Here is a 12,610-nt window from a genome sequence, read left to right as displayed (position 1 = left end):
GGACGGCCGTTAGCGACGTCACTGGGTGCAAACCGGTGGTGGGTGGTGCGGGACAATGGGAATCATGACCACGCCGGCCGACCTTGCTGCGGCGCTGCGCCGGGCCGGCCTCGCGGAGGTGGACGACGCGGTTCGCCGGCGCGCGGAGTACTCCACAGACGCGTCCAACTACCGCGTCGTGCCGCAGGTCGTCGCGTTCCCGCGGCACGTCGACGAGGTGTGCGCCGCGGTGTCGGTCGCAACGCAGCTCGGCGTGCCGCTGACCGCGCGCGGCGGCGGCACGTCCACGGCCGGCAACGCGGTCGGCACCGGCCTGGTGCTGGACTTCTCCCGGCACCTGAACCGCGTCCGCGACGTCGATCCGGACACCCGCACCGCCGTGGCCGAGCCGGGCGCGATCCTCGACACGGTGACCGCGGCCGCCGCACCGCACGGCCTGCGCTTCGGACCGGATCCGTCCACGCATGCCCGCGCCACCGTCGGCGGCTCGGTCGGCAACAACGCCTGCGGCTCACGCGCGCTGAAGTACGGCCGCACCGCGGACAACGTCGTCGCACTCGACGTCCTCACCGTCGACGGCACCCGCTTCACCGCCGGCCCCCGCGCGCACGGCGACGGGCCGTGGCCGACCACCACGCCGGCACCGCTCGCGGCGGGCATCGACGCCGTCGTGCAGGCGCATCTGGCGACCATCCGCACCGAGTTCGGCCGCTTCCGAAGGCAGGTGTCCGGTTACTCGCTCGAGCACCTGCTGCCGGAGAACGGCGGCGACCTCGCGCGCACACTCGTCGGCAGCGAGGGCACGCTCGCCGTGCTGCTCGGTGCGCGGCTGCGGCTCGTGCAATCGCCGCCGGCCGTCGCGCTCGCCGTACTCGGTTACCCGGACATGCCGGCCGCGGCCGACGCGGTGCCGGCCCTGCTGCCGCATGCCCCGGTGGCGATCGAGGGCATGGACGCCCGGCTCGTCGACGTCGTACGGACGCGGCGCGGGCCCGCGGCGGTGCCGGACCTGCCGCGCGGCGCCGGCTGGCTGTTCGTCGAGACCGCGGGCGACACCGAGGACCAGGCGCGGGCGGCGGCGGAGAAGATCGTGGCCGACGCGCAGTGCCTGGATTCCATGATCGTCGCCGGCCCGGTGGCCGCCGCGCTCTGGCGCATCCGCGAGGACGGCGCGGGCCTCGGCGGCCGGACGCCCGACAACCAGCCCGCGTGGCCCGGCTGGGAGGACGCCGCCGTGCCGCCCGAGCACCTCGGCGCCTACCTGCGCGAGTTCGAGCAGCTGCTCGTCCAGCACGGCGTGGACGGGCTGGCCTACGGGCACTTCGGGGACGGCTGCGTGCACGCGCGCATCGACTTCCCGCTGTCCGACGCGCCGCAGCGCTTCCGCGCCTTCCTGCTCGACGCCGCCACGCTCGTCGGCCGGCACGGCGGTTCGATGTCCGGCGAGCACGGGGACGGCCGGGCCCGCGGCGAGCTGCTGCCGCGGATGTACTCGGCCGACTCGATCGCCGCATTCGGCGAGCTCAAGGCGCTCTTCGACCCGAACGACCTGCTCAACCCCGGCGTCATCGTCTCGCCCGCGCCGGTCGATGCCGATCTGCGCGTGCCCGCCGCCGCGCCGCTGCGGCGTGGACTGGGGTTCGCGTTCAGCCACGACCGGGGCGATCTGTCGGTGGCCGTGCACCGCTGCGTGGGCGTCGGCAAGTGCCGCGCCGACACCACCGTCGGCGGCGGCGTCATGTGCCCGTCCTACCTGGCGACCCGCGACGAGAAGGACTCCACCCGCGGCCGGGCCCGGGTGCTGCAGGAGCTGGCGAACGGCTCGCTCATCGACGGCTACCGCTCCGAAGCGGTGCACGAGTCGCTGGACCTGTGCCTGTCGTGCAAGGGGTGCGCGAGCGACTGCCCGGCCGGCGTGGACATGGCCACCTACAAGGCCGAGGTGCTGCACCAGCGTTACCGCCGGCGGCTGCGTCCGGCCGCGCATTACGCCCTCGGCTGGCTGCCGCGATGGGCGCGGCTCGCGGCGAAGGCCCCCAAGCTCGCCAACGCGTCGCTGCGCGCGAAGCCGCTGGCCGCGGCGGCGAAGCGGCTCGGCGGCATCGACGCGCGCCGGCCGTTGCCGAGCTTCGCCGAGCAGACGTTCCGCTCGTGGTTCGCGCAGCGCTCGGACGTTCCCGACGGCGGCGCGCCGGTGCTGCTGTGGGTCGACACCTTCACCGACCATTTCTCACCGCGCGTCGGCCGAGCGGCGGTGCGCGTGCTCGAGGACGCGGGATACCGCGTGCAGTTGACCGAGCAGCCGGTCTGCTGCGGGCTCACCTGGATCTCCACCGGCCAGTTGGACGGCGCGCGGCGCAAGTTGCGGGCCACGCTCGACGCACTGGAGCCGGCGCTGCGCGACGGCCTGTCGATCGTCGGGCTCGAGCCGTCGTGCACGGCCGTGCTACGTCAGGAGCTGCTCGAGCTGCTGCCCGATGACCCGCGCGCCGCACGCGCCGCTGCGGCCACCCGCACCCTGGCCGAGCTGCTGCGCGGCACCGACGGCTGGACGTCGCCGGACCTGCGCGACGTGCACGCCGTCGCCCAGCCGCACTGCCACCAGCACGCCGTCATGGGTTGGCAGGCGGACGCCGCGCTGCTCGCGGCCGGCGGGGCGAGCGTCGACGCCGTCGGCGGCTGCTGCGGGCTGGCCGGCAACTTCGGTGTCGAGCGCGGGCACTACGACGTGTCCGTCGCCGTCGCCGAGACCGCGTTGCTGCCGGCCGTCCGCAACGCGCCCGCCGGTACCTCGGTGCTCGCCGACGGATTCTCCTGCCGCACCCAGCTCGAGCAACTTGCCGGTGTCGACGGGCAGCACCTCGCCGAACTCCTGGCCGACCGACTGCCGCACCGAGGGGCCGAATGAGCGAGCGACACGCGGCTTTCGTTCCGCCGCCCTATCCGTACGAGCGGCTCGGCGAGATCATCGCGCTGGCCGACAAGCACGACGGCGGCGCCGTCGACCTGTCGATCGGCACACCGTGCGACCCGCCGCCGGCCGACGTGCTCGCCGCGCTCACCGCCGGCGATACGGCGCGCGGCTACCCGCCGTCGATCGGGACGCCGGCGCTGCGCACGGCGGCTGCCGACTGGCTCGACCGCCGGCTCGGCGCCACCGTCGACCCGGACACCGAACTCGCCGCCTGCGTCGGGACGAAGGAGTTCGTCGCCTCGGTGCCGCAGTACCTCAAGCTGCGGACCCCCGGCCAGGACACCGTCCTCTATCCGGCGATCAGCTACCCGACCTACGAGATGGGCGCGACGCTCGCCGGCTGCCGCGCGGTGCCGTACACCGACCTCGCGGACATCGCCGACGCCGACGCGCAGCGCGCGCTGTGCGTCTGGGTGAACTCGCCGGGCAACCCGACCGGGGAACTGCACGACCTAGACGCCGCCGCGCGGTGGGGCCGCGCGCGGGGCGTGCCGGTGATCTCCGACGAGTGCTACGCCGAGTTCACCTGGGCCGGGCAGCCGACGACGATCCTGCGGGCCGGCACGGACGGCGTGCTCGCCCTGCATTCGCTGTCCAAGCGGGACAACTTCGCCGGTGCGCGCATCGGCTTCTACGCCGGCGACGGCGAGCTCGTGCACTACCTGCGCGAGGTGCGCAAGCACGCCGGGTTCATGCCGCCGGGCCCGGTGCAGGCCGCCGCCGTCGTCGCCCTCGGCGACGACGCGCACGTCCAGGCGCAACGCGAACGCTATCTGGCGCGTCTCGAGCGGCTCGTGGACGTCTTCGCCGCGCTCGGCTACCCGGCCACGCTGCCGCACGGGGCGTTCTACCTGTGGATCCCGGCGCCGGACGGCGACGAGTGGCGCGCCGCTCGCGATGTCGCGCAGCGGGCCGGCGTCGTCGTCTCGCCCGGGGAGTTCTACGGCCCCGCAGGTACGGGGTTCTTCCGGGTCGCCGCCGTGCAGCCGGACGAGCGCATCGCGCTGGCGGCGGCCCGCGTCGGTGCGTGACGCGGTTACCCCCACCCGGCCGCGGGTACATGGTTCCTAGCACGCACGTTCACGGATTCGAGGAGATGTCACGGAATGAGCGCCACGGACAAGGTCAAGAACAACATCGACGATGCTTCGGGCAAGGCCAAGGAAGCCATCGGCAGCGCCACCGGCGACCGCTCCACGGAGCGCGAGGGCCAGAAGGACCAGTCGAAGGCCGATCTGAAGAACGCGGGCGAGAAGGTCAAGGACGCGTTCAAGCACTGACTGCAGGACCAGCAACGACGGCCCCGGGAAACCTCCCGGGGCCGTCGGTCTTTCTCTGGACACCGACAGGCAGGAGCGAGGATGGCTGACCGACCCCGCCAACAGCGGCGCGGGCGCAAGATCGCGATGACCGACGCCGAGGTCGGCCAGTTCCTGTCGGTCGAACGCACCTGTCGGGTGGCGAGTGTCGGATCCGACGGGCCGCACGCCACGCCGTTGTGGTTCTGCTGGGACGGGTCGGCGCTGTGGCTCTACTCGCTCACCCGCAGCCAACGCTGGACCGACCTGGCACGTGATCCGCGCATCGGCGTGGTCGTCGACGCTGGCGTCGAGTACCTCGAGCTGCGCGGCGTCGAACTGACCGGCCGCGTCGAGGTCGTCGGCGATGCCCCGCGCACGGGTGACGTCGACGAGCCTGCGCTGCGCGAACCGGAACAACTGTTCGCGGGCAAGTACTTCGGCGGCCGCGAGAACATGTACCACGACGGCAAACACGGCTGGCTGCGCCTCGTGCCGGACAAGATCGTCAGCTGGGACTTCCGCAAGCTCGCTGCCGGCTGACCCTGGGCTCAGCCGAACTCGACGCCCTGCGCCAGCGGCAGTTCGCGCGAGTAGTTGACCGTGTTCGTCGCGCGGCGCATGTACGACCTCCACGCGTCCGAGCCGGACTCCCGCCCGCCGCCGGTCTCCTTCTCGCCACCGAACGCGCCGCCGATCTCGGCGCCGGACGGGCCGATGTTGACGTTGGCGATGCCGCAGTCCGAACCGTCCGCCGCGACGAAGCGCTCGGCCTCGCGCACGTCGTTGGTGAAGATCGACGACGAGAGTCCCTGCGGCACGTCGTTGTGCATCGACAGGGCGTCGTCGAAGTCGTCGTAGGACATGACGTAGAGGATCGGCGCGAACGTCTCGGTCTGCACGATCTCCGACTGCGACGGCATGCGCACGAGCGCGGGTTGCACGTAGTACGCGTCCGGTGCTTCGTGGGCCAGTACGCGCTCGCCGCCGGCGAGGACGGTGCCCCCGTTGGCGCGCGCCTTGTCCAGCGCTTCGAGGTAGCCGTCGTGGGACGCCTGGTCGATCAGTGGTCCGACGAGGGTGCCGTCGGCCAGCGGCGAGCCGATGGGCAGCGTGCGGTAGGCGGCCGCGATGCGGTCGGTGAGCTCGTCGACGACGGACGCGTGCGCGAGCACGCGGCGCAGCGAGGTGCAGCGCTGGCCCGCGGTGCCTGCGGCGGAGAAGACGATGCCGCGCACCGTGAGGTCGAGGTCGGCCGAGGGCGTGACGACCGCGGCGTTGTTGCCGCCCAGCTCGAGCAGCAGGCGACCGAACCGCCCAGCGACGCGCGGCGCCACGGCACGGCCCATCCGCGTCGAGCCGGTGGCCGACAACAGCGCGACGCGCGGGTCGTCGACGAGCGCCTCGCCGACCTGCGCGTCGCCGAGCAGCACGGCCGAGATCGCCTCGGGCGCGCCGACGCGCCGGGCGGCCTGGGCCAGCAGCGACTGGCAGGCCAGCGCCGTCAGCATGGTCTTCTCCGAGGGCTTCCACACCACCGAGTCGCCGCAGACGAGCGCGAGCGCGGCGTTCCACGACCACACCGCCACCGGGAAGTTGAACGCGCTGATGATGCCGACGACCCCGAGCGGGTGCCACTGCTCCATCATCCGGTGCCCGGGCCGCTCCGAAGCGATGGTCAGCCCGTGCAGCTGACGCGACAGCCCCACGGCGAGGTCGCAGATGTCGATCATCTCCTGGACCTCGCCGAGTCCCTCGGAGCGGATCTTGCCGGCCTCCAGGGAGACGAGCGTGCCGAGATCGTCCTTGTGCTCGCGCAGCAGCTCACCGAGCTCGCGGACCAGCGCGCCGCGCACGGGGGCCGGCACGGTGCGCCACTGCCGGAATGCGTCCTGCGCAGCACCGACGATCTCGGCGACGTCGTCGGCTGTGTGGGCCGGCACCCGGCCGAGCACGGTGCCGGTGATCGGCGTGCGGGCCGGCATGCCGTGCGCACCTTCTGCGGCAACGTCGGTGACGCCGAGCCGGGCGAGCACCGCGCGGGCCCGCCTCGCTGTCTCGTCCGCGGACGGCAGGGCGGATGCGGTACCGGAATCGGTCATGGCTCGGGCTCCTCGACGGCGGTACGGGGGCGCTGTGCGACTTATGGCCACTGAGCCTATGCCGTAAGTTGTGCTTATGACCAGGTCGGTCCCGGCAGCCTCCGCTCCGCTGCTCGACGCCGGTCGCCTGCGCCTGCTGCGCGAGGTCCAGTTACGCGGCTCGATCGCCGCCGCGGCGCGCATCGTGGGCATCACGCCGTCGGCCGTCTCGCAACAGCTCACCGCACTGGAGCGCGACGTCGCGATGCCACTGCTGGAACGCTCGTCGCGCGGCGTGGTGCTCACCGGAGCAGGGGAGACGCTCGCTGCACACGCCGCTGCCCTGCTCGACGTGCTGCACGCCGCGAACGCCGACCTCGACCGGTTGGCCGGCTCGGTGGCCGGACCCGTGCGCATCGCGTCGGTCGCAAGCGCCGCAGCCACCGTCGTGTCCGCCGCGCTGACCCGACTGCGCGAGACCGCGCCGGACGTCGATGCGTTCGTGACCGCCGCGGAACCGGACCGTGGCATCGGCATGCTGCTCGGCGGCGACGCGGAGCTGGCCGTCGTCGACGAGTACGACTACGTGCCGCTCGCGCTGCCCGACGGCGCCGTCGTGTGCGGGCTCGGTGACGAACCGCTCGTGCTGGTGCGCGCCGGGGACGCCGGCCCGCACAGTCCATGCGGAGCCCAGGACGGAGTTGCCCTCGCCGATCTCGCCGATGCCACCTGGGTGATGCCGCCGGAGGATGCGGCGTGCGGGCGGGCGGTACGGGCCGCGTGCCGCACAGCCGGATTCGAGCCGCGGGTGCGGTGGCAGACCGACGACATGCTGCTGCTCGTGCGGGCCGTCGCGCACGGCCACGGCGTCGCCGTGTTGCCGAGTCGATCGGTGCCCGCGGATGCCGTCGGCGTACGCACCCAGCCGCTGCGCGCTCCGGGTTTGCGCCGCCGGTTGCTCGCCGTCGCACGCCCGGCGGTGGCCGCGCGCCCGGTGGTGGACGCGGTGCTGAGCGCCCTCGGCGACGCCGCCGCGTCCGGTTCGTGAAGATTTGTCGGCGTGTCGGCACGAATTAGCAGCCCTACAGCTTGACGAACGGGAACGACACGCGTGTAATTTGCACGTTGTCATTCGCAGCACGCTGCGCATACCTACGGAGGGCGTCGTCATGGCGGAACTCGATCAAACCGTCGATTTCGATGAACTGGCCGACATCTTCGGTCTGCCCGAGGAAGGTAGCTGGCACGAGCGCGCGCTGTGCTCGCAGACCGACCCGGAAGCCTTCTTCCCGGAGAAGGGCGGCTCGACGCGCGAGGCCAAGCGCATCTGCACCGGCTGCGAGGTCCGCGACGAATGCCTCGAGTACGCGCTCGCGCACGACGAGCGATTCGGCATCTGGGGTGGCATGAGCGAGCGCGAGCGCCGTCGCCTCAAGCGCCGCGCCGTCTGACCGGCCCCGGCTGCCCCGTCTGACCGGGCCCGGCGGCCCCGGCGGCCCCGGCGGCCGCGTCGGACCGGCTCCGCTCAGCGGGGTGGGTCGATATCGTCGACATCGCGGCCCAGAAACTGCGCCACCAGGTCGAGCACGACCATGAACACCACGTCGGCACGGTCCTCGATGTCGAGCGCGCGGGTCTCGATCGGGCGGCGGTAGACGATCAGCACGGGCTCGCGGATCTCGTCGATACCGGAGCGGAACAGCCGCCCGAGCGGCACGCCGCGGTCGAAGACCGTGTCCTCGTCCGGCTGGCGCCCGAGCGGCTGGGCCTGCGGGACGTCCTGCACGGCGAACTCCAGGCCGCCGAGGTCCGGGCCCCACTGCTGCTCGAGGTCTTCGACGGCGTCCATGACGAGCTCGTCGAACTGCTCGGCGCGAGTCCGGTTCAGCGGGACCTCGACCGGCGCCAGTCGCCCACGCACCCCACGGCCGCGACGGTCGCGCCGCCGTGGCCGGGCTCGGGCTGGCGGGCCGGCGGTGGCCCGTCCTTCGCGACGCACGGGGCCAACCCTACGTTCGGCGCGGCACTGCATCGCCGCTGCGCGCGTGCCCGGCGAGCCGGGTCGCCGCGGGACCGAGCAGCCCGGCGCCGGCAGCCGCGCTCAACCCGGCCGCTCGGTGCGCATCCAGCTCGCCGACCCGGGCCGCCATCGCCGCCCGCGCGGGCTCGGGCAACCGCTCGATCAGCACACTGCCCTGCTGCCACTGCTCGTCGTCGATGATCGCGTTCAGCACGTCGTCCAGCTGCGCCGCCGGCGTCCGGTTCACCACGGCGTCGACGTTGTCGCTCCACACGAGCAGCGGCAGGACGGCCAACAGGTCCCGACCGTCCGCGGCAGCGAGTGCGGCCTGTAGCGCGTCGCGCGTGACCGTGGCTGCGAACTCGGCCATTGCCGCGTACTCGCCGCGCCGGTAGAGCTCCGCGGCGATCTCGCCGATACGCGCGGCCGGGATCGCCTGGACCACGGGCTGCGATCTGGACGGGTCGAGCGACAGCGACAGCTCGGCGAGGTAGGGCAGCGACACCTTGTTGACGAGCTCGCGAGCCTTGCCCGGGTCGAGCATGACCGCGACCTGCGCGGCCAGGTGCGGCGGCAGGAACCGCTCGGCCAACTTGCCGGCGACCGAGCCGGGCAGCGCCTTGGACAGGCCGGCGACTCGCGCGAAGCTCTCCCGCCCTGCGGAGAAGTACAGCTCGGCGATCTGGTCGTGCAGCGCGCGCAGGTCGTCGTCCGGCACACCGGCCAGGCCGTCGAGTTCGGCGATGTCGGTGTACGTCAGACGCGCGAGCCGCGCGAGCTGCGGGCTGCGGGTCCGCATCTTCGAGGAGTCGCTCACGTCAGCGCCTTCCGGACGATGCCGCGCACCGGCAGCGGTACGCCCCTGAGCGCGTCGTTGGTTGCGTCGTCGGCCACCTTCAGATGATGCCGGCGGCCTGCCTCGATCTGCTCGACGAGCCGGTTCAGCACCGGAGCCGGCAGGTGCTGCACGCTGCGCGGTGGCCGCGTGCCGAGCAGGTCGGCCAGCCGGGCCGCTGCGGGTGAGGTGTCGTCCATGGGTCCCTCCCGTCGACGATTGCCGTCAGAGCATGCCACCACCCGGCGACATCCTGCGTGCCGCCCAGCAACCGCGACACGTCCACCCGGCGGGTCGGCAATCACGGACCGGACGCATGTCGGGCGCTATCGTCGCCAACCGTGAGGTCCGCCCGATGAGCCGTGCGCGATGAGCTATGTCCGGCGCTGCACGCGCACCGGGTGCCAGCGGTCCGCAGTGGCCACGCTGACCTACGCCTATTCCGACCTGACCGCCGTCGTCGGTCCGCTGGCCAGCTTCGCCGAGCCGCACTCCTACGACCTGTGCGAAGAACACGCCGTCAACCTCACCGTGCCGCGCGGCTGGGAGGTCGTGCGTCACGTCGGTGACTTCCCGGCGCCCATCCCGCACGCCGACGATCTCGAGGCGCTGGCCGACGCGGTCCGCGAGGCCGCGCGCGCCGAGCCCGGGCCGCGCTCGGACGCCGACGCGCTGACCGGCCGTCGAGGGCACCTGCGCGTCGTCCCGCCGTCGTTCTGAGCACGCCGGCACGCCGTCGGTAACCGTCCGGCCGGGCGCGAACGCCCGTCGGTACCCTTCCGCATCGTGGACCTCTCGGCGTTGGTCAAGGCCTACGACGTCCGGGGCATCGTCCCCGATCAGCTCGACGAGCGGATAGCGCGCGCCATCGGTGCCGCATTCGTCGACGTGACCGAGGCGACGCGGATCGTCACCGCGCACGACATGCGCGAGACCGGTCCGGGCCTTGCGCGGGCATTCGCCGAAGGCGCCATGCATCGCGGCGCGTCCGTGGTCGAGATCGGCCTGGCGTCCACCGACATGCTGTACTTCGCGAGCGGTCACCTGGACCTGCCCGGCGCAATGTTCACCGCCAGCCACAACCCGGCCGAGTACAACGGCATCAAGCTGTGCCGCGCGGGCGCGGTGGCGATCGGCCAGGCCAGCGGGCTCGCGGAGATCCGCGACCTCGCCGGTCGATACGTCGACACCGACCTGCCGCAGGCGCCGGCCGATCGGGTGACCGAGGTCGAGCAGCTCGATCTGCTCGAGGCCTACGCCCGGCACCTGCGCGGCATCGTCGACCTCTCCGGCATCCGACAGCTCACCGCCGTGGTCGACGCCGGGAACGGCATGGCCGGGCACACCGTGCCCGCCGTGCTCGGTGACACCCGGCTGCCGGCGCTGCCGTTGACGATCGTGCCGTTGTACTTCGAGCTCGACGGGTCGTTCCCCAACCACGAGGCCAACCCGCTGGAGCCGGCGAACCTGGTCGACCTGCAACGTGCGGTGGTCGCCGAGGGCGCCGACATCGGGATCGCCTTCGACGGCGACGCCGACCGGTGCTTCTTCGTCGACGCGGACGGTGCGGCGGTCTCGCCCAGCGCGATCACCGCGCTCGTCGCGACCCGCGAACTCGAGCGCGTCCCGGGGAGCACGGTGATCCACAATCTGATCACGTCGCAGGCCGTGCCGCAGATCGTGCGTGAGCACGGTGGCGTGCCGGTGCGTACGCGGGTCGGCCACTCCTACATCAAGGCCGAGATGGCCCGCGTCGACGCCGTGTTCGGTGGCGAGCACTCCGCGCACTACTACTTCCGCGAGTTCTGGTTCGCCGACACCGGGATGCTGGCCGCGATGCACGTGCTGGCCGCACTGGGCGGCCAGCCCGAGCCGCTCGCGCAGCTGACCACGCGCTTCGTCCGCTACGTCGCCTCCGGGGAGATCAATTCGACCGTCGCCGACCAGCAGGCGCGGATGGCGGACGTGCGCGCGTCCTTCGCCGACCGGACCGTCGACGTGGACGAATTGGACGGGCTGACGCTGCTGTTGCCCGGCGACGCGTGGCTCAACGTGCGGGCGTCGAACACCGAGCCGTTGCTGCGGCTGAACGTCGAAGCGGTCGACGACTCGGCGATGGCCGCTATCCGTGACGAGGCGCTGGCGATCATCCGCGGCTGACGCCGACTGACGCGGCTGACGCCCGCTGCGGCCGCTTGGCACCTGCTCGGCGCGGTCAGTCGATCTTCCTGGCCGCGATGGGGCGGTGCCAAGTGCGGGCACCTGCGCCGCATGACATGAATGCATCGCCTGCTGCGGCGCGCACCTGCCCGGCACCCAGCCCGACCTGCAAGGATCGGCCCATGCCGCTGGACGCTGACCTGCTCGACCTGCTCGCGTGCCCGAGCGACGACCACGCGCCACTGCGCGAGGAGTCGCGCGACGGCGCGCAGCTGCTCGTGTGCACGTTCTGCGCCTCGACGTTCCGCGTGGACGACGGCATTCCGGTGCTGCTGCTGGACGAGGCGACGCCGGGGCCGAACGGCCTCGGCAACGCGGCGTCGTGATCGCGCGGTCGGGGTAGCCGTGAGCTTCGACGAGGCGCTGCTCGACGACCCGGACGCCATCGCACGGCGCGACGAGCAGCGGCTGCTGTGGTCGCTCGCGACGGCGGGCGCGCAGGTGCGCCGCGCGCTCGACACCGCCGGCGACTTCGGCGTGCACACCATGCGCGGTGACGATCTGCCGCGGGCGCTGCTCGTCGCCACCGATTCGGCGCCGTCCGCGGGCTCGCGGTTGATCACCCGGCTCAGCTGCGCGCGTACGCCGGCGATCACCTGGCACGGCGTCGAGCTGCCGCGCTGGGCCGGCCCGTACGACGCGCTGCTGATCGGCTCCGGTGACGGCCGGCACCCTCGCCTCGCCGAGCTCGCGGCGCAGGGTGCGCAGCGCGGCATGGCGATGGCGGTGGCGGCGCCGCCCGGCAGTCAGGTGGCCGTCGCCGCGGGGCGTGCGCCGGTGGCCGAGATTCCTCGCGACCTGCACCCGCGCGCGGCCCGCTGGGCGGTGCTCACGCCGTTGCTGCAGGCACTCGACGCGCTCGGGGTCGCTGCCGTCCCCGCGCAGCTGCTCGTCGAGGTCGCCGACGCGCTCGACGAGCGCGCCGAGGCGTGCCGTCCGGACGCCGACCCGTTCGTCAATCCGGCGAAGGCACTGGCCACCGAGTTAGCGCAGGCCATTCCACTCGTGGCCGGTGCCGGGGCGCTGGCCGGCGTCGCGGCGCGGGCGATCGCCGACGCGGTGCAACAGCTTGCCGGCGTCACCGCGGTCTCGGTGTCGTTGCCGGACGGCGTCGCCCGGGCCGGCGCTGTGCTGCGCGGCGCGGGGCCGATGTGCTCCTCCGGCATGGACCTGAGCTCGCTC

14 protein-coding genes are annotated in these 12,610 nt (G+C 73.1%); 10 read left to right on the top strand and 4 right to left on the bottom strand.

Annotated features, from left to right (window positions below; all coding sequences use genetic code 11):
- Positions 1-64: 64 nt before the first annotated feature.
- From ACFFCN_RS11715 to ACFFCN_RS11700, 4 genes are all read left to right on the top strand, one after another.
- Positions 65-2,908 carry an FAD-binding and (Fe-S)-binding domain-containing protein gene (locus tag ACFFCN_RS11715; RefSeq protein WP_375491782.1) on the top strand — a complete coding sequence of 948 codons (2,844 nt, stop codon included), beginning with the start codon at positions 65-67 and terminating at the stop codon, positions 2,906-2,908.
- The gene (locus ACFFCN_RS11710) at positions 2,905-4,005 is read left to right on the top strand and encodes an aminotransferase class I/II-fold pyridoxal phosphate-dependent enzyme (protein WP_375491780.1); all 1,101 of its coding nucleotides are present in this window, start codon (positions 2,905-2,907) and stop codon (positions 4,003-4,005) included. Before ACFFCN_RS11715 ends, ACFFCN_RS11710 begins: the two co-directional genes overlap by 4 nt.
- Before the next feature lie 75 nt (positions 4,006-4,080).
- The gene (locus ACFFCN_RS11705) at positions 4,081-4,254 is read left to right on the top strand and encodes a CsbD family protein (protein ID WP_375491778.1); all 174 of its coding nucleotides are present in this window, start codon (positions 4,081-4,083) and stop codon (positions 4,252-4,254) included.
- 81 nt (positions 4,255-4,335) lie between these two features.
- On the top strand, positions 4,336-4,815 hold the full coding sequence (locus tag ACFFCN_RS11700) for a pyridoxamine 5'-phosphate oxidase family protein (protein ID WP_375491776.1): 480 nt from the start codon (positions 4,336-4,338) through the stop codon (positions 4,813-4,815).
- Between the two features lie 8 nt (positions 4,816-4,823).
- Here ACFFCN_RS11700 and ACFFCN_RS11695 read toward each other — a convergent pair whose 3' ends face one another.
- A complete protein-coding gene (locus tag ACFFCN_RS11695) occupies positions 4,824-6,374 on the bottom strand; it encodes an aldehyde dehydrogenase family protein (RefSeq protein ID WP_375491774.1) in 1,551 nt (516 codons plus the stop codon).
- Positions 6,375-6,450: 76 nt separating this feature from the next.
- Here ACFFCN_RS11695 and ACFFCN_RS11690 point away from each other — a divergent pair, with 76 nt between their 5' ends.
- Together ACFFCN_RS11690 and ACFFCN_RS11685 are read left to right on the top strand one after the other, a co-directional pair.
- Positions 6,451-7,401 (top strand): LysR family transcriptional regulator, encoded by a 951-nt coding sequence (locus tag ACFFCN_RS11690; RefSeq protein WP_375491772.1) that lies wholly within the window; start codon positions 6,451-6,453, stop codon positions 7,399-7,401.
- 121 nt (positions 7,402-7,522) lie between these two features.
- A complete protein-coding gene (locus ACFFCN_RS11685) occupies positions 7,523-7,804 on the top strand; it encodes a WhiB family transcriptional regulator (RefSeq protein ID WP_375491771.1) in 282 nt (93 codons plus the stop codon).
- Between the two features lie 74 nt (positions 7,805-7,878).
- Here ACFFCN_RS11685 and ACFFCN_RS11680 read toward each other — a convergent pair whose 3' ends face one another.
- The 3 genes from ACFFCN_RS11680 to ACFFCN_RS11670 all read right to left on the bottom strand — a co-directional run bounded on the left by ACFFCN_RS11680 (position 7,879) and on the right by ACFFCN_RS11670 (position 9,408).
- The gene (locus tag ACFFCN_RS11680) at positions 7,879-8,274 is read right to left on the bottom strand and encodes a metallopeptidase family protein (protein WP_375491769.1); all 396 of its coding nucleotides are present in this window, start codon (positions 8,272-8,274) and stop codon (positions 7,879-7,881) included.
- A gap of 88 nt (positions 8,275-8,362) precedes the next feature.
- Entirely contained in the window at positions 8,363-9,190 is an 828-nt protein-coding gene (locus ACFFCN_RS11675; RefSeq protein WP_375491767.1) for a hypothetical protein, read from the bottom strand.
- Positions 9,187-9,408: a hypothetical protein gene (locus ACFFCN_RS11670; RefSeq protein WP_375491766.1), complete on the bottom strand. Its 222-nt coding sequence runs from the start codon at positions 9,406-9,408 to the stop codon at positions 9,187-9,189. Before ACFFCN_RS11670 ends, ACFFCN_RS11675 begins: the two co-directional genes overlap by 4 nt.
- A gap of 169 nt (positions 9,409-9,577) precedes the next feature.
- On the opposite strand from ACFFCN_RS11670, the gene ACFFCN_RS11665 reads away from it, so the two are divergent.
- The 4 genes from ACFFCN_RS11665 to ACFFCN_RS11650 form a co-directional block, all read left to right on the top strand.
- Positions 9,578-9,928 (top strand): DUF3499 domain-containing protein, encoded by a 351-nt coding sequence (locus ACFFCN_RS11665; RefSeq protein WP_375491764.1) that lies wholly within the window; start codon positions 9,578-9,580, stop codon positions 9,926-9,928.
- 63 nt (positions 9,929-9,991) lie between these two features.
- Positions 9,992-11,368: a phosphomannomutase/phosphoglucomutase gene (locus ACFFCN_RS11660; protein WP_375491835.1), complete on the top strand. Its 1,377-nt coding sequence runs from the start codon at positions 9,992-9,994 to the stop codon at positions 11,366-11,368.
- A gap of 182 nt (positions 11,369-11,550) precedes the next feature.
- Positions 11,551-11,754 carry a Trm112 family protein gene (locus ACFFCN_RS11655; RefSeq protein ID WP_375491763.1) on the top strand — a complete coding sequence of 68 codons (204 nt, stop codon included), beginning with the start codon at positions 11,551-11,553 and terminating at the stop codon, positions 11,752-11,754.
- Between the two features lie 19 nt (positions 11,755-11,773).
- The coding region (locus ACFFCN_RS11650; protein WP_375491761.1) for a mannose-6-phosphate isomerase at positions 11,774-12,610 on the top strand (837 nt) is incomplete at its 3' end.

This window comes from uncultured Jatrophihabitans sp. (genome assembly GCF_964246335.1).
Lineage (GTDB): Bacteria > Actinomycetota > Actinomycetes > Mycobacteriales > Jatrophihabitantaceae > Jatrophihabitans.
This window is presented reverse-complemented; position numbering and strand designations above follow the sequence as displayed.

Bases quoted from the DNA above. Each gene is read 5' to 3' on its own strand.
- ACFFCN_RS11655 (WP_375491763.1), top strand. From the start codon at position 11,551: ATGCCGCTGGACGCTGACCTGCTCGACCTGCTCGCGTGCCCGAGCGAC.
- ACFFCN_RS11665 (WP_375491764.1), top strand. From the start codon at position 9,578: ATGAGCTATGTCCGGCGCTGCACGCGCACCGGGTGCCAGCGGTCCGCA.
- ACFFCN_RS11670 (WP_375491766.1), bottom strand. From the start codon at position 9,408: ATGGACGACACCTCACCCGCAGCGGCCCGGCTGGCCGACCTGCTCGGC.
- ACFFCN_RS11705 (WP_375491778.1), top strand. From the start codon at position 4,081: ATGAGCGCCACGGACAAGGTCAAGAACAACATCGACGATGCTTCGGGC.
- ACFFCN_RS11685 (WP_375491771.1), top strand. From the start codon at position 7,523: ATGGCGGAACTCGATCAAACCGTCGATTTCGATGAACTGGCCGACATC.
- ACFFCN_RS11715 (WP_375491782.1), top strand. From the start codon at position 65: ATGACCACGCCGGCCGACCTTGCTGCGGCGCTGCGCCGGGCCGGCCTC.
- ACFFCN_RS11700 (WP_375491776.1), top strand. From the start codon at position 4,336: ATGGCTGACCGACCCCGCCAACAGCGGCGCGGGCGCAAGATCGCGATG.
- ACFFCN_RS11710 (WP_375491780.1), top strand. From the start codon at position 2,905: ATGAGCGAGCGACACGCGGCTTTCGTTCCGCCGCCCTATCCGTACGAG.
- ACFFCN_RS11690 (WP_375491772.1), top strand. From the start codon at position 6,451: ATGACCAGGTCGGTCCCGGCAGCCTCCGCTCCGCTGCTCGACGCCGGT.
- ACFFCN_RS11695 (WP_375491774.1), bottom strand. From the start codon at position 6,374: ATGACCGATTCCGGTACCGCATCCGCCCTGCCGTCCGCGGACGAGACA.